This is a genomic window from Candidatus Eisenbacteria bacterium, from assembly GCA_035712145.1.
In the GTDB taxonomy this organism is placed as follows: Bacteria; Eisenbacteria; RBG-16-71-46; order RBG-16-71-46; family RBG-16-71-46; genus DASTBI01.
This window is the reverse complement of the sequence record DASTBI010000265.1, coordinates 1-18,433: the sequence shown is the minus strand read 5'-3', so window position 1 is coordinate 18,433 and position 18,433 is coordinate 1. Positions and strand designations below refer to the sequence as shown.

Sequence of the window (18,433 nt, the reverse complement as noted above, 5' to 3'; positions counted from 1 at the left end):
TGCACGTCATGGAGCCCGAATCGATTCGGTCGATAGATCCCCACCGGCGACGATCCCGCATAGCCGTCGTCCCAGGGCGCGTACTCCCAGTCGCGCCGATGCGAGCGTCGAGACGCCTCGTCGGCGGCGTTGGCGAATCCTTGGGCAGCTCCAGGCGTGCCCCACCATGCGGGCGTCATCGTGCCCGCCCGCGCCGCGTACTCCCACTGCGCCTCGGTTGGCAACGTCAACCCGAGGAGCGAAGCCGCTCGCATGGCCTCCTCGTGGTTCACCCGCTCCACGGGATGCGTGAGCGAGTGAACGTAGGGCATGTTGTCCGGTCGGGTTCCTGCCGCACACTCACTGGGGTTCTCGTGCATGAGACGGCGCCACTGTCCCTGGGTCATCTCGAACTTGGAGATGAAGAATGGATCGAGAGCGACCTCGTGCACCGGGGACTCCTCTAGACGAGAAAAGGGATCGAGATTGCCTGCCCCTGCCGGCAGAGCGCGGCGGTCGGGTGTTGCGCCCATGAAATAGCGACCGCCTGGAATGAGCACGAGAACGATCCCGGTCGAATCGGTCATGCGGATGTGCCCCGTCGCACCGCGCGAGGCCGGTTGACCGGACTGAAGGTGGGCAAACTCCCAGAGGCCGCTCTGGGGATCGCGACCGATGGGAACCAAACCGAGCTGAGGAGAGATCCGGAGGCCGCCGTACCAGGGGGACTGGCTGCGATTCGCGATGGACGCGATCGCCGCGTCCCAGGCCTGCCGTCGCGACTCGATGGTCGCGAATCGCACTTGGCGGGCGAAGGCCAGACGCGCGCGGACATCGCTCAGCGTGCCCGTCGGGCTCGCGAAACGCTCGAGCTTGGGCAGGTATTCCGTCAGGATCTCCTCGTCCATCTGATCAGCGGTCGACTTGACGTCCACTTCCTGACCACGCAGCTCCGCCAGACGCCTGCGATGGTCCGGCAGTCGCCGGAGAGCGGCCGACTCCGCCATCTGGACCCATGCCTCGAGCTGCGGGATCTGCTCGGGCCGGCCCGGAACGATCTGATCCGCCTGTCGGATGAGGTGCTCGAGCTGATACGCGTCCGCACTGAGCTGAATGTGCTCACGCTGAGCCTCGAGCAGTTTCCGCGCCTGGCGGTTCTCCAGGTACAACCCCATGCTGACGATGAATCCGATCAGCAGCGCAACCATGGTGGCCGCGGTCGCGAGGATCAGCCCTCGATGACGTTTCGCGAGCTTGCCCAGCCGATAACGCGGGCTGCCGGGCCCGGCCACCACCGGCTCGTCTCGGAGATGGCGTTCCAGGTCTGCCGCAAGCTCGGACGCGGACGCGTAACGCCGGACGCGGTCGAACTCGATCGCCTTGGCGATGATCCAGTCGAGGTCCCCTCGCAGTTCCTTCACGAGCGCCGCCGGGTCCGTTCCGCGGCGGCGCGCACACTCCGATGCCTTCTCCCCCAGGCTCGCCACTCGCCGGCTCGCGAGCATGCATTCCTCGCCCTTCCAGATACGCTCCAATCCGTCGAGCGGGCTGCTGGCTTCGGCCGACGCGGGAGCGGGCCGCACGCCGGTCACGAGCTCGTGGAGGACCACTCCCAGCGAGTAGATATCGGTGCGGGTATCGGTCTCCAACTGCTCCGGTCTCGCCTGCTCGGGACTCATGTACTCGAGACTCCCGATCAAGAGGCCCTTCTGGGTGACGACCGACTCCCCGCTCCGCAGCCGATGGACGAATTTCGCGAGACCGAAATCGATCAGCTTGGGGGCCGGCGTCTTTCCATCGGTTTGGACCAGAACGTTCGACGGCTTGAGGTCGCGGTGGATGATGCCGTTCTGGTGTGCGTGCTGGACTGCGTGGCACACCGCCACGAACAGCTCGAGCCGTTCGCGAACGGAGAGGCGCGAATCGTCGCAGTACTCGAGCAAGCGCCGGCCGGCGACATACTCCATCGCGAAGCACAGACGCCCGTCGCCGGTGGCCCCCGCCTCGTAGACGCGGGCAATGTTCGGATGGTTCATGAGGGCCAGCGCCTGGATTTCCGACGAGAAGCGCGCCACGTCCTCTTGTGCCTGGCGGCCGATCTTGACGATCTTCAGCGCAACGCGGCGGCGAACCGGCGCCAGCTGCTCGGCCAGGAACACGACGGCCATCCCTCCTTCTCCGAGCAGCTCCAGGATTCGGTAGCGCGCGCCCGCGGAGGTGATTTCGTCACTGGCAACACGCTCTTCCGCGAACCGATCGGAAGCACTGCGCGCGACGAGGAATCCACCCTGGTCTTCGGCTTCCTCGTGCTGCTCGAGCAGGTCGCGGACGAGTCGCCTGAGCCCGGAATCGTCGGGCAGCCGGCGCGATAGAAACGACTCACGCGACTCGCGTGGCATCGTCAGCGCCTCATGGAAGACTGCTTCGGCCAGCGTCTCGTGACTCGCGGACCCGCCCGGACGCGATTCCGGCGAACGCTCCGATGCGCGCGATGGATCAATCCGGTCCATGCTTCAGCGTCCTGCGCAACCATGCGCGAGCGAAGGTCCAGTCGAGCTTGACGGTTCCCGTGGAAACGCCGAGCAGCGATGCGGTCTCTTCGACTGAGAACCCCGCGAAGTAGCGGAGCTTCACCACCTTGGCCTTGCGAGGATACTGGCGCTCCATGAGATCGAGATCCTCGTGCAGGGCCAGGACTTCCTCCGCGCATCGGATCCCTTCGATCTGTTCATCGAACGGGACGCGCGTCAGGTCGCCGCCGTGTCGCATGGCCAGACGCCGGCGTGCGCGCTCGACCAGGATGCGGCGGATGGCTTCGGCAGCGACGAAGTAGAAGTGAGAAGTATTCTCCCAGGTCCCGGACCCATCGCGCATGAGCCGCAGGTAGACCTCGTGCACGAGGTCGGAAGGGGTCAGGCTCTGGCGCGCCCGATCGCGTTGAAGCCGGCGCTCAGCGAGTTTGCGCAAGGTGGCATAAACGGTCGGGAACAGCGTGTCGGTCGAGGTGGCCATCCGCCCTCACGCACGAAGGGTTGAGCCCCGGTCTCGCTTGTCGTCGGTCGCACAACACTGCGCCCGCTCCGCGGGATGCCGCAACGAAAATCCGCGCTGGACGCGGGTCTCGAGGGTCTTGACGGCGGCCTCGCGGGGGAGTCTATTCGTCCACCTCCTGGCGACTCGAAGTGACCGGTTCGTGAAGGCGTCCGGTGTGGCGCTCCTCGCCAAGGGAGGTGCTCGAAGTCGGTGTCCGCGCCCTAGCGGCCCGGCTTCACGAACGGCGCCAAGACCGTCCAGGCCGAGGCGCCGTTTCGGTTTTCATGGCGGCGGTGTGCCTTGCCGCGCTCACGTCCACGGGCTACGCTGCGAACTCCCTACTTCAGGAGAGTCCCCATGAGCGTCATCGAACGCAGCATCCTCGAAGTCGAGCCGGGCTTTCGCTCCAAGGACGCTGCGCTCTTCATGGCCGCGCTCGACGACCAGCATGCGCTGCTGATCAGCGATCTGGAAGGCATCACACCGGCCGAGCTCGAGTGGCAGCTGAAGCCCGGCATGAACACGATCGGCATGCTGCTCGCCCACATCGCCATCGTCGAGGTCTTCTGGACGCAGGTCGGGCCCGAGCGCAGAAAGCGAGAGGAATACGAGACCGACAGCATTCTCGGCATCGACCTCGACACCGGTGACGGGATGCCCGCGGCGGCCGGTGCGCTGCCACCCGCGCACCTGAGCGGCAAGACGCTGGAGTACTACAAGGGCTTGCTCGCCACTGCGCGGGGTTACGCCAACCGCGTCTGCATGACCATCGAGGATTCGGCGTTGAGCCCCATCTTCCAGCGCACGCGCCGCAATGGGACCGTCGAGGAAGTGAGCCTCCGCTGGGTGCTCTACCACATGCTCGAGCACTTCTCGGGTCACTACGGCCAGATCCTGCTGCTCCGGCACATGTATCGCGACGCCGCGCGGTAGCCCCATGGCCGAGACCATCTACAAGACGCTCGAAGTCCCGACCGGTTATGCCTCGCCGGTCGTCGCGCGCTACCTGTGGCAACTCGACGACCAGACCCGCCGTCTGCTCTCGGCCACGACCGACCTCACGCCCGAGGCGCTCCAGTGGCAGTTAGCACCGGGATTCAACACGATGGGCATGCTGTTCGCGCACATAGCACTCAACGAGGTCCACATGGCGCACGTGATGCTGGAAGGCCGCGCAACCAGCGATGTGCCGGGCCTCCTGGATGGCCTCGGCCCCGATGACGACGGCATGCCGCTCCCGGAAGGTGGCAAGCCTCCAGAGGTGTTCGCCAACCGCGACCTGGACTACTTCAAGGACCTCCTGAGCCGGGCGCGCGAGGAGACTCGGCGTATCGCGCGCACGCTGACCGACGCGCATCTCGACCGCCGGGTGACGCGGCATCCGGCCGATGGATCCACGCGGATCTACAACGTCGACTGGACCCTCTACCACTTCGTCGAGCACTTCGCCGGGCATCACGCCCAGATCCTCCAGCTCAAGCACCTCTGGCAGCAGCGCCACGTGTTCGCATGAGCGTGGACGCCGGCCGCTCCTCGTCGGCCGCGCGCCTCGCCGATCTGATCCTGGCTGCGGTTGGCCGCGAGTACCCGAGCCACATCGTGCATTGGATGGGCTCCGATGCCGACGCCCGGCCGCCGCGCGAGCTGACGCCGGCGTTCTTCGGAAGCTTCGACTGGCACTCGTGCGTGCATGGCCACTGGGCGCTGGCCAGACTTGCGCGCTTTCACGCCGGCGAGGATTTCGCGTCGCGCATCCGCGCGGCGTTGAGCCGCTCGCTGACGGCGGAGAAGGTCGCCGGCGAATGCGCCTATCTCGGCGTGCCGGAGCGCGCCGGCTTCGAGCGGCCTTACGGGCTGGCGTGGCTCCTGCAGCTCGCCGCCGAGCTGCGCGAGTGGCGTGATCCCGAGGCCCAGGCCTGGAGCGCCGCGCTGTCACCGCTCGAGGAGCTGGTTCGCGAGCGACTCGCCGCCTGGCTGCCCACGCTGCCCTGGCCGGTGCGGAGCGGCGTGCATCCGCAGACCGCGCTGTCCCTGAGCCTGACGCTCGACTGGTCGCGGACCGTGAACGACGGGAAGATGGAAGCGCTGATCGAGCGCCGGGCGCTGGATTGGTTCCGGTCGGATACAGCGGCGCCCATCGCCTACGAGCCTTCCGGAAACGACTTTCTCTCACCCGCGCTGGGCGAGGCGGACCTCATGCGCCGCCTGCTCCCGCCCGTGGAATTCGCGACGTGGCTCGAGGCCTTCCTGCCCGACCTCGAGAGCGACATCGCCCGGCGCTGGCTCACCCCGGTCACGAGTCCCGACTCGAGCGACGGACAATTGGCACACCTCGACGGACTCAACCTGAGCCGCGCCTGGATGCTGGAAGGCATCGCCTCGGCGCTGCCCATGTCGGACCTGCGCCGAGTACGGCTGGATGAGGCGGCCCGCGCTCACGCCGAGGCGGGTCTCGCCGCGGTGAGCGGCGAGCACTATGCCGGCGCCCATTGGCTGGGGAGCTATGCGGTCTATTACCTCACGCGGAGAGGCATTGTTCAGCAGAGTCGCTAGAAGCTTCGCGATCGGCCTGGTGTTCGTGGGAGTGCTGGCTGCGCACCCTGGTCTCGCGCAAGTGCAAGCGGCGAACCCGTCGGCCCCCGATCCGAGGACGCTCGCCTATCTGCAGAGCCTGTTCTCCGAAGGGCGGCTCGCGCGCGTGCGTAGCCTTGGAGCCCAACGCATCGTGGCCGGCCCCGGCTTCACCTCGGAAGGTATGCGGGACGTCGACTCCAGCGGAGTCGTCACGATCACGAGCTGGGACGCGATCGAGCGCATCGACGCGCGTGGCGGCTCACCCGGTCGCGGCGCGATGATCGGCGGGATCGTTGGACTGGGCGCGGGAGTGGCGATCATGTTCCTGACCGCCATGGGCGACGAGACCTCGCGCTCGGCTTCGAGCCTGGTCGGAGGGATCCTTGTCTTCACGGGCACCGGCGCCGCGACGGGCGCGCTGGTGGGAGCTCTCTTCCCCGGCTGGCAGAAGGTCTATCCCGGTCAGGTCTCCCCCGGCAGCAGCTGGGGACTGGAGAAGAAGTAGCGCGGAACTCCAAACGCGAAAGGCCGGCTCCGAAGAGCCGGCCCCCGCGTTGGCCGATCCCCCTGCGTTATGGAACCGGGAGCTTGACCGACTGGTCCGCCGGCACCGGGCGGCCATCCGGCGTGCGGTATCCGATCGGGCCGAGCTTGAGCGCCATGAGCTGCTTGTCGATGACCTTGCGGTCGCCGACGGCGATCACCTTCATCTTGTCGGGCTGAAGGTGGGTCTTGGTCGCCTGGTATACATCCGCGGCGCTCATCGCCTCGATGCGCTTCGGCAGCTCCTGGTAGTAGTCGGGCGGCAGATCGAACAGGTACAGATCGCCGATGGTCGACACCGTGCTCTGGGTGGTCTGGAAGTAGGCGGGCAGCGCGCGTGAAATCGATTCCTTGGCGAGCCGCAGCTCCTCCTCGGAAACCTCCTTCTCCAGCATGCCCTTCACTTCCTTGATGATCTCGGCGACCGCGGGGCCGGTGACGTCCGAGCGCACAGCGCTCCCCACCTGGATCGGGCCCTCCTTGGTGTTCTCGTACACCGACGAGAAGGCGCCGTACGAGAATCCGTTCGTCTCTCGCAGGTTCATGTTGATGCGGCTGGAGAAGAGCCCCCCGAGCACCTGGTTCATCACGTTCAGCCGCTCGAAGTCGGGGTTCGACCGAGCCACGCCCACCTGCGCCACCATCACCGAGGTCTGCGGCGTGTTGGGCTTGTCGACGACCAGCACCTTCTCCGGCGCCGTTGCGACCGCGGCGTCGACCTGCGGCATCGCCGGCCGGCCTTCGCTCGACCACTTTCCGAACGCGTCATTCGCCAGCTTCCGCGCCTCGGCTTCGGTCAGGTCGCCGGCCAGCACCAGCGCCGCGTTCTTGGGTGAGAAGGCCGCCTGGTAGAGCTTGTCGATGTCTTCCCGAGTCGCCGACTTGAGGCCGGGCTCGGTGCCGATCGACATGTGGCCATAAGGATTGGCCGAGCCGTAGAGGTCCGTCCACATCACGGTCGCGGCAATACGGAACGGCGAGTCGCGGTCCTGCAGCAGCGACGTGAGCCGATCGTTGCGCACGCGCTCGACTTCCTGCTCCGGGAAGCTCGGCGACAGCACGAGCTCGGAAAGGATGTTGAGCGTCTTGGCCGCGTTCTGCTTGAGCGAGCGGATCGTCAGCGTGCTGCCGTCGCGTCCGGTGCCGGAGCTATATGTGGCGCCCAGCGCCTCGAGGTCGCGAGCGATGGTGAGCGCATCACGCTTCGACGTGCCTTCGTCGAGCATCGACACCATGAAGCCGGCGAGTCCGGGGCGATCCACCGGATCGGCGGAGCTTCCGGCCCGCACCACCAGCTCGCACGAGACGACCGGCAGCGCATGGTTCTCGACGAGATAGACGGCGAGCCCGTTCGGCAGGTCGAACTTCGCGGCGCTCGGCAGCGGTGCGGTCGAGACCGGGCCAGCCTTGGGAGGATCCTTGCGCCACGGCTCCTTGGACTCGACCGACGCGGAGGCGGCCGTGGTGGGCGCCGGGCCGAGCCCGAGCTGATCCTGGTGCAGCGGGCGTGGCGTGGGCGGCGACGGTGGGAGGACCTTCTCCCCCGGCGTCACACTCATCACCAAACGCTTGTTCTTGGCCAGCTGGTCGGCGGCGAATTGCTTGATCGCGTCCGTGGTGACCGCGCTGTAACGGGCCAGATCCTTGTTGAGATAGTCGGGATCGCCGACGAAGTGGTTGTAGGTCTGCAGCCGGTCGGCCACGCCCGCGAACCCACCGACGTTCTCGAGGCTGGTAATGATGTTGGTGTAGATCGCGTTCTTGACTGCCGCCAGCTCCGCCTCCGTCGGGCCGTGCGTGGCGAGCGAGTCGAGCTCGTGGTTGACCGCGGCTTCCAGCTCTTCGGTGCTGTGGCCGGGCTTGGCGGTCACCGTGATCTGGAACACCGAACCGAGGCTGGCGGACTGCTGCTGCGCGCTCGCGTCCTGCGCGATCTTCTTGTCGTAGACCAGGCTCTTGTACATGCGGCTGGCCTTGCCGCCGCCGAGCAGCCGCGCGGTGATGTCGGCCTCGGCGTCGCCCGGCGAGAAGAAGGGCGACGTCACCCAAGCCATGTACGTGCGCGGCAGCTCGACCTGGTCGGTCATGTTGACGCGCTTCTCCGCCGTGATCGGGGGCGTCTGCACGTTGACCGGATCCACGGCCGGGCCGGCGGGAATCGAGCCGAAATACTTCTCGACCAGCGCCTTGGTCTTCTCGATGTCGATGTCACCCACCACGGCGACCGTGGCGTTGTTGGGCGCGTAATACTTCTTGAAGAAGTCCTTCACGTCGTCGAGCTGCGCGGCCTGGATGTCGCCGTGCGAGCCGATGACTGCCGCGTAGTAAGGGTGCCCTTGCGGGAAGAGCTGGTGATAGATCTCTTCCTCGGCCAGACCGTAAGGCGCGTTCTCGATGCTCTGACGCCGCTCGTTGCGCACCACGTCCTGCTGGTTCGACAGCATCTTCTGATCGAGCTTGTCGAGCAGGAAGCCCATGCGGTCGCTCTCGAGCCACAGCGCCAGCTCGAGCTGGTTGGAGGGCAGATCCTCCATGTAGTTCGTGCGGTCGAAGCTGGTCGTGCCGTTCACCAGCGAGGCGCCCGCGCCTTCCAAATACTTGAAGTGCATGTCCTCGCCGACGTGCCCCGAACCCTGGAACATCATGTGCTCGAACAGGTGGGCGAAGCCGGTCCGGCCCTGGGTCTCCTTGGCGGGACCAACGTGGTACCAGACGTTGACGCCGACGATCGGCAGTCGCGCGTCCCGGTGGAGGATGACCTCCATGCCGTTCTTCAGTTTGTACTTCTCGAAGGCGAGCTTCACTTTGGGGGGCTGATCGCTCCTCTTGAGGCACCCGGTGAGCAACAGGATCGGCAGCATCGCCGCGAGCGCCAGCCAGCAAGCAGCACGTCCACGTCGATGGTGAGTCGTCAGCATCGTACGCTCCTTCAGCGGAAGTCAAAGCCGGGCTCCCGTGCCCGGTCGCGAACCGAATCTAAAGGTCGGCCGTCCTTCTTACAACGGCAGCCGCTACGAGCACCCGGCATGCTGCGACGAGCGCCGGATGCCGCCTTCCCACCGCGGCCGCAAGTCAAATCGCGGACAGAACCTCCGCAATTCGTTGAATACCGGCCGCGAACGTCGCGCGCTCGGGGATGAGGCTCGGGACGATCGCGCCATCTTGTTCGAGGTCATAGAAGTGGCCGGGATGAACGATCACGTCGCGCTCGAGCAATGCCAGGGCCCAATCGTTCACCGGCGCCGAAGGCAGGCGAAGGACCACGCTCCATCCACCTCCACCCCCGAGCGCCGTCGCCTCGGGATGTTGGCGAGCGAAATCGGCGAGCGCCGCGAGGTTGATGGCCAGCCGCTCGCGCACGCGTGCCTGATACGGCGCGCGTCCCTCGAGCAGCGTAGGCAGCGCGTGCTGCGCGGGAGCGTTGACCGTGAGGAACAGGTCGGCAATCCACTCGAGGCGATCGAGCAGTGCTCCGACGCGTGCCCGAGGACCGGCGAGCGCGATCCAACCCAGCTTGAGCTGCGGGAGCCCGCAGCACTTCGAAAGTCCGCCCAGCACGAATGTCGGCACGCGACGGTCGCCCAGCCAGCCGGCGAATCCTTCACGGCGCGGAGGCCACGGAAAGTCGGCGAACACCTCGTCGGAGATCAACGCGAGACCGCGCGACTCGAGCCGCGCTTCCAGAGCCTCGCGTTCTTCGGACGAGAGACAGGTGCCGGTCGGATGATTGGGCTCGATGACCACCACCGCCTTCGCGCGAGCGCCGGCCATGTCGAGCGCTTTGTCCAGCGCGCCGAGATCCAGATGCCAGGCGCCGTCCCACGCCAGACGGTAATGATGGACTTCGAGTCCTTCGAGTTGGGCGATCGGCTCGATCAGCGGATAGCCCGGTGACGGCACCAGCACGACATCGCGGGGTTCGGCGAGCAGTCGGAAGAGATGCGCATACGATTCACTGGTGCCGCTCGTGAGCACGATGGCCTCACGATCGACCGGCGTGCCGCGGGCGGCGTAGTAGGAGGCGACTGCTTCACGCGCGCTCGAGAGGCCGCGTGGCTCGGGCCGATCGTCGAAGCCCTTGGGGTCGGTCAGGGTCTGCAGGGTCTCGGTGCTGGCGAGCGTGAGGCCGACCCGCGTGGGGTTCGAGACGGTCAGATCGATGAGCGCGTCACCGGCATCGCGTCGCATGGTGACGCGGCGCGCCCAGGGATTGGCTTCGAGTGTTGGAGGAAGACGGCGAAGCGCCCGGCTCAACCGACGGCCGGAGTTCCGTTCGGCATCGGGACACTCTCGAGCCAGCTCTGCGCCTGAGCGATCGCCTCATCGAGGCCGATCGAGCGTCCGGCGCTCCAGGCCTCCTCGAAGACGCCAATTCCGACCTTCTCGCGGAGCTGGGACACGATCGATTCCTCGTGCACTCGATCCGCTGCGCCGATCGGCATCCCGGCATCCTCGCGCAGCGCGTCCGCGGCGCCGCGCATGGTCACCGCGCGCGAGAAGTCGCCGAGACGATCGGCCAGGTCGGCGCCGAGCTCGAGCAGCACCGGAAGCTGGCGCTGGGCGCCCAGCTCCTTGGTGATCTGGAACGCTTCACGCAGATAGCCGCGAGAGGCCGGCAGGTCGCCTTGTGCGTTGGCGATGTTTCCGAGGTTGCCGAGCACCATGGACAGACTGCTCTGGTCCCCGAGCGCCCGCATCTCGCTCGCCGCCTCGTCGAACATGGTGCGCGCCGCCGTCACATCACCCTGGCGCCTGGCGACGTTCCCCAGGTTGTTGAGGTGGGTGGCGAGCGCCATTCGATTGCCGCTCTGGCGTGAGATCTCCAGCGCTTCCTCGTAGCGCTTCCGCGCCAGGTCGTAATCATTGCGCTGGCCGGCGATGTTGCCGAGCATGCCGAGACACGCGGACACGCGATCGCCATTTCCCGTTTCGCGGAAGACCGGCAAGCACTCGTCGATGCGCTTCTCGGCCGCCTCGTAGTCCCCTTGCGCGTACGCCAGGAGCGACGAGCCGTACAGCACCTTGGCGCGCGTCTCGGGCTGTTCGGCCTTGAGCGCGACCAAGCCTTCGAGCAGACGGCGGCCGAGCCCGAGGTGGCCGCTGCTGAGCCAGAAGCGCCAGACCGCGGCGCCGAGACGCAGGGCCTGCTCTGGCTCGCCTCCCGGCCGCCCTCCCCAGGCGATCGCGGCCTGCAGGTTCTCGTGCTCGAGGCCCAGCCTGCGGATCCAGTCGGCTTGATCTCGGCCGCGCAAGTGCGGCTCGGCCTGCTCGGCGAAGTTGCAGAAGAAGGTGATGTGCCGGTCCCGCGCTGCCTCGCTCTCCCCCGCCTCGAGCAGCCGCTCGAGCGCGTACTGGCGAACGGTCTCGAGATAACGGTATCGAGAATCGCCCCCGCGCAGGTGCTCGACCACGACCAGGGACTTGTCGACCAGACGCGTGAGATGGTCCAGGACCTCGAACTCGTCCTCCGAGACCCCGGTTACCGCGGTCGCCGCCTCGAGCGTCCATCCGCCGGCGAACACCGAGAGCGCGCGCATGAGCTGCTGCTCCTCGGGATGGAGATGGTCGTAGCTCCACTGGATGGTGGCGCGCAGCGTCTGCTGGCGTGGGAGCGCGGCCTTGCTGCCTCCGGTCAGCAGCCGGAAGCGGTCGTCGAGCTTGGCGCGGATCTGCTCCACCGCGAGCACCTTGACCCGCGCGGCGGCCAGCTCGATGGCGAATGGAATGCCGTCGAGACGCCGGCAGATGTCGGCGATCGCGGCGGCGTTCCGGGCATCGAGCACGAAGGCCGGCTGCACCTGGAGCGCTCGCTCCATGAAGAGCCTCACCGAGGCGTAGCCGGCCAGCGCTTCCACCGAGTAGCGCTTCCCGGTCTCGGGCACCGGCAGCGTGGGCACGGAGTACACCTGCTCACCGCTCAGCGACAACGCCTCGCGGCTGGTGGCCACCACCTTGAGGTTCTCGCATCCCTGGAGCAACGTCTCGATCAGTGCGCCCGCAGGCTCGAGCACGTGCTCGCAGTTGTCGAGCACCAGCAGCGTGGGCGGTCCGTTGAGCCGCTCGACCAGGCTCTTCTCGAGCGACCGGCCACTCTCTTCCTTGACTCCGAGCGCCTGCGCGACCGACTGCGTCACCATCGCCGCCTCCGACAGCGGGCCGAAGTCCACGAACCACACGCCGCCGCCGTGCTTCGGGATCATGCCGGTGACGAGCCGGATGGCGAGGCGTGTCTTGCCGCTGCCGCCCGATCCGGTCAGCGTCAGGATCCGGGTCTGTCCGAGCAGCCGCGCGCACTCTTCGAGCTCGCGCTCGCGCCCCACGAAGCTCGCGACCTCGCGCGGCAGGTTGTGGAGCGTGCCCGCCAGCGACGCCAGGGTCGAGGTGTGGCCGCTGGCGTGCTCGTGGAGGACGGCGCGGATCCCGTTGCGCACCTCGTGAATCGTGGCCGGACGCTGCGCCGGGTCCTTCTCGATGCAACGCGCGATCAGGTGCTTGAAGCCGGCCGGCGTGTTGCCGGGAAGCTTGGTCCAGTCCGGCTCGCCATGCAGCACCATGGCGACCAGAGTCATGACGGATTCGGAGTCGAAGGCCTTCATCCCCGACAGCGCCTCGAACAGGATGCAGCCGAAAGCGAAGATGTCCGTGCGCTGGTCCTGCGGCTGGGCCAGCACCTGCTCCGGGCTCATGTAGCCGGGCGTGCCCGCGATCACCCCGTCCTCGGCGATCGAGACCTCCGGGGAGCCCGCGTGATCCTTCTGCGCCCGTTTGGCCAGCCCGAAGTCGAGCACCTTCACTCGTCCGCCGGGCGTGATCATGATGTTGCGCGGCTTGAGGTCGCGGTGGATCACGCCGCGCTCGTGCGCGCCTTCGAGCGCATCCGCCACCTGCTCGCACAGGCGGCTCACGTCTTCGATCGACATTGCGCCGCGCTGCAGCCGGTCCGCCAGGGTCTCGCCTTCGACGCGCTCGAGAATCAGGTAGCGCGTCGCGTCGACCGACTCTTCGAGGCCGTGGATGGTGGCGATGTTGGGATGATTGAGCGACGCCAGCAGCTTGGCTTCGCGCTCGAATCGGGCGAGCTGCTCGGGATCGCGCGCCAGCTCGGCGGGCAGGGTCTTGATCGCCACGTGCCGGTCGAGCTTGCGATCGCGCGCGAGGTACACCACACCCATGCCACCGCGCCCGAGCTCGCCTTCGATGACGTAATGACCCAGCTCTTGCGGAGGCGAGCTTGTAGGCGCGCCCGAGTGATCAGACCCGACGGTCATGCGCTCCTGCAATCGCGGCCACGATTGTCACTGGGGGAGAGAGGCTGCTCGTATTGAACGCTACGACTCGAGAAAACGCCAGCCCGAGTCATCGACCCGGGCTGGTCTTTTGCACATCGTTGACGGACTACAGTCCCGGACTCGGTGAAGGCGTGGGCTCCGGCGTTGGCGTCGGCTCCGGCGTGGGAGACGGGCCACAATCCGACGTCCCGGGACCCGTGCAGAACACGACGTGAGAGATTTCCTTGCAGTCCCTGCCCGTGCCACCGCCGGTCACCGTGGCGTGACAAGTGCCGAGACCCGTCACCGTGTAGCAGCCATTGCTGCCGTCCGAAGTGAAGGTCGTCGTCTCGTTGCCAGCCTTGATGACGGCATCCAGGATGACGAGGCCTTCGGCCGCGGTCGCTTCCCATGTCGGGCCGCTCTCGTCCTTGATGCCTCCGCTGGGACATACGTCTTCGGGGTTGACGCGGGTCGCCATCGCGACGTTCGCGGGACCCTGCACCAGCTGCAGGCCGACGAGTGCGGCGAGCGCCAGTGAGAAGAGCAGCAAGTTGAGCCCAAATTTGCGGTTGCGCATGCAGCCTCCGGGGGGAAAGGCGTGGTCGTGAGAGGACGGGGTGCCCAAAGTCAGGTGAAAGATGATACGTCCCGCCTAAGTGCCCGAACAATAAGAGACTTACGAACAGGGCCGGCGGCGGCGTTTCCGATTTCTGGACTGGCGATCTCGGCGTCCTCATACCTATGGAAACGATTCAGGCCGGCAAACCGCACCGGCCTGATGCAATCCCTTGGAGCACTCGCGCTTGCCGAGTCTAGGTTCCCTCGCTCCAGGACCGCAGGTACTTGTCCTGCTCCGGGGTGAGGGTGTCGATCTCGATGTCCATGCTCGCCAGCTTGAGCCGGGCGACCGCCCTGTCGATGTCCTCGGGCACGACGTAGACGTCGCGCTTGAGGCTCTTGTGCTTCTTGCGCAGGTACTCGACCGACATGGCCTGGTTGGCGAACGACATGTCCATCACCATCGCCGGGTGGCCTTCGGCCGCCGCGAGGTTGATGAGCCGGCCCTCGCCCAGCAGGTAGATGCGGTTGCCGTTCTTGAGCTTGTACTCGTCGACGAGCGGACGCACCCCGCGCTTGCCGCCCGCCAGCCGCTCGAGCGCCGGGATGTCGATCTCCACGTTGAAGTGGCCGCTGTTGGCGACGATGGCGCCGTCCTTCATGGCCATGAAGTGCTCGCGCCGCAGCACCGACTTGTTGCCGGTCAGGGTCACGAAGAGGTCGCCGCGCGGGCAGGCCTCTTCCATCGACACGACCTGGAAGCCGTCCATCGCCGCCTCGAGCGCGCGCACCGGATTGATCTCGGTGACCAGCACCGTGGCGCCGAGGCCCTTGGCGCGGGTCGCCACGCCGCGTCCGCACCAGCCGTAGCCGGCGATCACCACCGTGGAGCCGGCGATCAGCATGTTGGTGCAGCGCAGGATCCCGTCCATCGTGCTCTGGCCGGTGCCATAGCGGTTGTCGAACAGGTGTTTGGTGTCGGCGTCGTTGATCGCGATCACCGGGTAGCGCAGCACCTTGGTGGCCGCCATCGCGCGCAGGCGGGTGACACCGGTCGAGGTCTCCTCGGTGCCTGCGATCACGTCCTTGAGATAGCTCTTCTTCTTGGTATGGAGCACGGTGACCAGGTCGCAGCCGTCATCCATCGTCATATGCGGCCGCGCCTCGATGCACGACAGGATGTGCGAGTAGTAGGTCTTGTGATCCTCGCCTTTGATGGCGTAGGTCGGGATGCCGTAATGCTCGACCAGCGACGCGGCCACGTCGTCCTGCGTGCTGAGCGGATTGGATCCGCACAGGAACACCTCCGCGCCGCCGGCTTTGAGCGTGCGCGCCAGATTGGCGGTCTCGGTGGTGACATGGAGGCAGGCCGCGATGCGCATGCCCTTGAGCGGCTGCTCCTTGGCGAAGCGCGCGCGGATCGCGCGCACCACCGGCATATGGCGGTCCGCCCACTCGATGCGCATCTTGCCATCGCGGGCGAGCTTCATGTCCTTGACGTGGCCGGCGACGGCCGAGCCGTTGGTCGCGGCGCCGTTCGTGCGCCGGGATTTCCTGCGAGCCATTGCGAGATCCTCTCGTGAGAGTTCGTGCGCGACGCGCGACGTGAGGTGAGGAGCAGAGATTCTGGCGCAGCGCGAGCGTGGACTCAACGACGAAAAATGAGTCGGTGACAATCTCGCGACGAGAACATATGCTTTCGCATATGAAGCGCACGACGCTCATTCTGGACCCGGGAATCTACACGGAGCTGAAGCGGCGGGCGGCGGCGGAAGGCCGCACGTTCACCGACGTGCTCGAGCAGACGCTGCGGCTCGGTTTGTCGGCGCAGGCTGCATTGCGGCGGGGACGCGAGCGACTCCCCTCCTACGACCTCGGCCCCTTTCTGGTCGACCCGGCCGACCGGGCGGCCGTGAGAGGCCTGCCCCTGGTCGAGCCCAAGGAGCCCCTGTGATCGCGGTCGATACCAGCCTCCTGGCCTACGCCGCCAATCGCTTCGCACCCCAGCACGTGAGGGCCGCCCGGGTTCTCGAGGGGCTGGCCAGCGGCGACGTCCCGTGGACGCTTCCCTGGAGCGTGGTCCACGAGTTCCTCCGCCTGGTCACCCACCCCCACGGCGTCGCCCGGCCGTTGAGCCCCGCCGACGCCTGGGCCTTCGTGGGCCAGCTCACTGCCGCCGCGCCGGTGCGGATGCTGGGGCCTACCGGGCGCCACGACGCCACCCTGGTCGAGGTCGTGGCCATGATCGATCCCGCGGGCGGCCTCCCGCCGGGCTTCGAGACCGCGGTTCTGCTTCGCGAGCATGGGGTTCGCGAGCTGCTCACGACCGACCGCGGCATGGAGCGGTTCCCTTTCCTGGAGATCCGCAACCCGCTGGCCGAAGGCTGGTCGCCGGCCGCCGCTCCCACCCGGCGCTACCGCATGCTGAAGCCGCGGAGCGGGGCCTCGAGCTGAAAGCGCTTGACTAACATTTCGACGTTTGGCTAAATGTCGAACCATGACGACGGTGTTCAAAGCCCTTTCCGATCCGACGCGGCGCGAGATCCTGCAGCTCCTGCGGCGCGGCCCGATGAGCGCGGGTGAGCTGGCGAATCACTTCGACGTGTCGAAGCCCACGATGTCGGCGCACTTCGCGGTGCTGCGCTCGGCCGGGCTCATCGCTTCGGAGAAGCAGGGCAAGTCGGTCCTCTACGAGCTGCAGCTCTCGGTGCTCGAGGATGCGCTGCTCGCCTTCGCGCAGGTCTTCGGCATGGAGCTGCGAGCGCGGCCGGTCAAGGCGCGGCGCTCGGCGCTGGAGTCGGGCCGATGAGAATGGGCCCGGCCATGCGCGCGGCGCTCACCTTCCTCGGCCTTTGTCTCGTGGTGACCGGCTTTGGCTTCGCCCAGCGGGCGGGTCTGCTGGATGTGACGACTTCCCGGCGTCTCGTGGGCATCGTGATCGGCCTCATGGCCGTGGTCACCGGGAACATGCTTCCGAAGATGCGGCCGCTCGGCGCGACGGAGCAGACCGCGGCCACCGTGACGGCCTCGGAGCGCAGCGCGGGCTGGATCATGGTCTTCATCGGCCTGGTATTCGTTGGCCTCTTCACCTTCGCGCCGCTCGAGCTGGCGCGCTCGCTCTCGCCGATCGTGGGGCTGGGAGGAATCGCCGTCATTGCGGCGGACTGGATCGGGGTCGCGATCTGGAGCCGGAGAACCAAGCCCGCTGCCGCGGATACACTGCGGCCGCGCCGTGCCTCGCGAATGATCGCCGCCTGGCTGGTATTCGGCGTCGCCTACTTGCTGCTGATGGCGAGCCTCAGGATGCTGACCGATGCCGCGTGGGTCCGCGAAGTCGGCATGTGGCTGGTGACCGGCTTCACCACCGTTTACTTCACCTGGGTCGCCCTGAACTCGGGCCGAAGGACGGGCCGATCGTGATCGCGCGCCTCCTGGGCCTCGAGACGATCTCCCCCACCGAGCTGTTGCCCCTCGCCGAGCGGGGCTCGGTGACGGTGTTCGACGTGAACGCGATGCCGAGCTGGGAAAGGGCTCGCGTCCCCGGGGCCCGGCATCTCGATCCCCAGCGCTTCGAAGTCCGCGACCTGCCGGAGGATGCGAGCGCCGACCTGGTCTTCTACTGCTCCAACCCTCTGTGCCGTAAGGCGCCGCTCGCGGCACGCCGCGCGCGCGACCTGGGTTATCCGAACGTGCGCGTGATGTCGGCGGGGATCCAGGGCTGGCTCGCGCAAGGCTTGCCCATCGAGTCAGGCAGCCGGTCCGGGGGTTGAAACACCCGCTTCCGGGATTCTTCACAAGGCCTTTGCCCAGAGGGTCCAATTTGTCTTGAGGGTCCGCGGACCTCAGGGGACGCTATCAACCCTCTTGCCCCCACCGAGAGTCTCGATCCGCGGATCACAGAATTTCCGTACAAGGAGGGTGGACCCATGAAGAGAATTTCTGCGCTGCTGGCGTTGTTTGCAGTGCTCACGGTAGCGCTGGCCGTGCCCGCATTTGCTGGAGGCAAGTGCGAGGCGGCTGACGCCCAGGCATGCCTGAACCACATGTCGGCGATGAAGGACAAGGGCTGGAGCGGCGTCGATCTCGACAAGTCCGACATGACCGCGATCAAGGTCAAGGCCGTCGCCCCGGGCAGCCCGGGAGCCAAGGCCGGGGTCCAGGTCGGCGACGTGCTGGTGGCCCTGAACGGCGCCAGCCTCACGGACATGGAAGCCCTGAAGAAGGCCAAGGGCGACTGGTCGGTCGGCCAGTCCGTGACGTACACCGTCAAGCGCAAGAACGCCGACAAGCAGATCGCCCTCAAGCTCGACAAGATGCCCGAGGAAGTGTTCGCGTCCATGATCGGCCGTCACATGCTCGACGCTCACCTGGCGATGGCGTCGGCGGCCCCCGCGGATCCCGCGCCGGCGACGACGGCTCCGGCCACGGCGCCCGCGACCACCACGAAGACCGACAAGTAGTCCCGATCAGCGAAA

Annotated in this window: 17 protein-coding genes; 10 read left to right on the top strand and 7 right to left on the bottom strand. The window is 67.0% G+C overall.

Annotated features, from left to right (window positions below):
* The coding region (locus VFQ05_18615) for a bifunctional serine/threonine-protein kinase/formylglycine-generating enzyme family protein (protein ID HET9328784.1) at window positions 1–2,378 on the bottom strand (2,378 nt) is incomplete at its 3' end.
* A 97-nt stretch (window positions 2,379–2,475) separates the two neighbouring features.
* Window positions 2,476–2,991 carry an ECF-type sigma factor gene (locus VFQ05_18610; GenBank protein HET9328783.1) on the bottom strand — a complete coding sequence of 172 codons (516 nt, stop codon included), beginning with the start codon at window positions 2,989–2,991 and terminating at the stop codon, window positions 2,476–2,478.
* Window positions 2,992–3,369: 378 nt separating this feature from the next.
* Between VFQ05_18610 and VFQ05_18605 the strand changes: the two genes are divergently transcribed.
* The 4 genes from VFQ05_18605 to VFQ05_18590 are packed head-to-tail and all read left to right on the top strand — an operon-like array spanning window position 3,370 to window position 6,091.
* Window positions 3,370–3,945: a DUF664 domain-containing protein gene (locus VFQ05_18605; GenBank protein HET9328782.1), complete on the top strand. Its 576-nt coding sequence runs from the start codon at window positions 3,370–3,372 to the stop codon at window positions 3,943–3,945.
* Window positions 3,946–3,949: 4 nt separating this feature from the next.
* Window positions 3,950–4,525 carry a DinB family protein gene (locus VFQ05_18600; protein ID HET9328781.1) on the top strand — a complete coding sequence of 192 codons (576 nt, stop codon included), beginning with the start codon at window positions 3,950–3,952 and terminating at the stop codon, window positions 4,523–4,525.
* Window positions 4,522–5,565 carry a DUF2891 domain-containing protein gene (locus tag VFQ05_18595; GenBank protein HET9328780.1) on the top strand — a complete coding sequence of 348 codons (1,044 nt, stop codon included), beginning with the start codon at window positions 4,522–4,524 and terminating at the stop codon, window positions 5,563–5,565. The genes VFQ05_18600 and VFQ05_18595 overlap by 4 nt, the downstream gene beginning before the upstream one ends.
* Window positions 5,546–6,091 carry a hypothetical protein gene (locus VFQ05_18590; GenBank protein ID HET9328779.1) on the top strand — a complete coding sequence of 182 codons (546 nt, stop codon included), beginning with the start codon at window positions 5,546–5,548 and terminating at the stop codon, window positions 6,089–6,091. The genes VFQ05_18595 and VFQ05_18590 overlap by 20 nt, the downstream gene beginning before the upstream one ends.
* A gap of 67 nt (window positions 6,092–6,158) precedes the next feature.
* On the opposite strand, the gene VFQ05_18585 is transcribed toward VFQ05_18590, so the two are convergent.
* The 5 genes from VFQ05_18585 to ahcY form a co-directional block, all read right to left on the bottom strand.
* Window positions 6,159–9,047, bottom strand: coding sequence for a pitrilysin family protein (locus VFQ05_18585; protein HET9328778.1), 2,889 nt, complete (start codon window positions 9,045–9,047; stop codon window positions 6,159–6,161).
* Between the two features lie 154 nt (window positions 9,048–9,201).
* On the bottom strand, window positions 9,202–10,383 hold the full coding sequence (locus VFQ05_18580; GenBank protein HET9328777.1) for a pyridoxal phosphate-dependent aminotransferase: 1,182 nt from the start codon (window positions 10,381–10,383) through the stop codon (window positions 9,202–9,204).
* Window positions 10,380–13,397 (bottom strand): protein kinase, encoded by a 3,018-nt coding sequence (locus VFQ05_18575; protein ID HET9328776.1) that lies wholly within the window; start codon window positions 13,395–13,397, stop codon window positions 10,380–10,382. Before VFQ05_18575 ends, VFQ05_18580 begins: the two co-directional genes overlap by 4 nt.
* Before the next feature lie 127 nt (window positions 13,398–13,524).
* Entirely contained in the window at window positions 13,525–13,977 is a 453-nt protein-coding gene (locus tag VFQ05_18570) for a hypothetical protein (GenBank protein ID HET9328775.1), read from the bottom strand.
* 235 nt (window positions 13,978–14,212) lie between these two features.
* Window positions 14,213–15,523 (bottom strand): adenosylhomocysteinase, encoded by a 1,311-nt coding sequence (gene ahcY, locus VFQ05_18565; GenBank protein ID HET9328774.1) that lies wholly within the window; start codon window positions 15,521–15,523, stop codon window positions 14,213–14,215.
* Window positions 15,524–15,651: 128 nt separating this feature from the next.
* On the opposite strand from ahcY, the gene VFQ05_18560 reads away from it, so the two are divergent.
* From VFQ05_18560 to VFQ05_18535, 6 genes are all read left to right on the top strand, one after another.
* A complete protein-coding gene (locus VFQ05_18560; protein ID HET9328773.1) occupies window positions 15,652–15,912 on the top strand; it encodes a hypothetical protein in 261 nt (86 codons plus the stop codon).
* Complete coding sequence (locus tag VFQ05_18555) at window positions 15,909–16,412, top strand: TA system VapC family ribonuclease toxin (GenBank protein HET9328772.1); 504 nt, start codon at window positions 15,909–15,911, stop codon at window positions 16,410–16,412. Before VFQ05_18560 ends, VFQ05_18555 begins: the two co-directional genes overlap by 4 nt.
* A 43-nt stretch (window positions 16,413–16,455) precedes the next feature.
* Entirely contained in the window at window positions 16,456–16,767 is a 312-nt protein-coding gene (locus VFQ05_18550) for an autorepressor SdpR family transcription factor (GenBank protein ID HET9328771.1), read from the top strand.
* Window positions 16,764–17,378, top strand: a complete 615-nt coding sequence (locus VFQ05_18545) for a hypothetical protein (protein ID HET9328770.1) — start codon at window positions 16,764–16,766, stop codon at window positions 17,376–17,378. Before VFQ05_18550 ends, VFQ05_18545 begins: the two co-directional genes overlap by 4 nt.
* Window positions 17,375–17,728: a rhodanese-like domain-containing protein gene (locus VFQ05_18540; protein HET9328769.1), complete on the top strand. Its 354-nt coding sequence runs from the start codon at window positions 17,375–17,377 to the stop codon at window positions 17,726–17,728. The genes VFQ05_18545 and VFQ05_18540 overlap by 4 nt, the downstream gene beginning before the upstream one ends.
* A gap of 156 nt (window positions 17,729–17,884) precedes the next feature.
* Window positions 17,885–18,418, top strand: a complete 534-nt coding sequence (locus tag VFQ05_18535) for a PDZ domain-containing protein (protein ID HET9328768.1) — start codon at window positions 17,885–17,887, stop codon at window positions 18,416–18,418.
* The last annotated feature ends 15 nt before the right edge of the window (window positions 18,419–18,433 follow it).

Coding starts and splice junctions, on each gene's coding strand:
- ahcY (HET9328774.1), bottom strand. CDS start 15,523: ATGGCTCGCAGGAAATCCCGGCGCACGAACGGCGCCGCGACCAACGGC.
- VFQ05_18605 (HET9328782.1), top strand. CDS start 3,370: ATGAGCGTCATCGAACGCAGCATCCTCGAAGTCGAGCCGGGCTTTCGC.
- VFQ05_18600 (HET9328781.1), top strand. CDS start 3,950: ATGGCCGAGACCATCTACAAGACGCTCGAAGTCCCGACCGGTTATGCC.
- VFQ05_18535 (HET9328768.1), top strand. CDS start 17,885: ATGAAGAGAATTTCTGCGCTGCTGGCGTTGTTTGCAGTGCTCACGGTA.
- VFQ05_18560 (HET9328773.1), top strand. CDS start 15,652: ATGCTTTCGCATATGAAGCGCACGACGCTCATTCTGGACCCGGGAATC.
- VFQ05_18545 (HET9328770.1), top strand. CDS start 16,764: ATGAGAATGGGCCCGGCCATGCGCGCGGCGCTCACCTTCCTCGGCCTT.
- VFQ05_18585 (HET9328778.1), bottom strand. CDS start 9,047: ATGCTGACGACTCACCATCGACGTGGACGTGCTGCTTGCTGGCTGGCG.
- VFQ05_18595 (HET9328780.1), top strand. CDS start 4,522: ATGAGCGTGGACGCCGGCCGCTCCTCGTCGGCCGCGCGCCTCGCCGAT.
- VFQ05_18575 (HET9328776.1), bottom strand. CDS start 13,397: ATGACCGTCGGGTCTGATCACTCGGGCGCGCCTACAAGCTCGCCTCCG.
- VFQ05_18570 (HET9328775.1), bottom strand. CDS start 13,977: ATGCGCAACCGCAAATTTGGGCTCAACTTGCTGCTCTTCTCACTGGCG.
- VFQ05_18550 (HET9328771.1), top strand. CDS start 16,456: ATGACGACGGTGTTCAAAGCCCTTTCCGATCCGACGCGGCGCGAGATC.
- VFQ05_18610 (HET9328783.1), bottom strand. CDS start 2,991: ATGGCCACCTCGACCGACACGCTGTTCCCGACCGTTTATGCCACCTTG.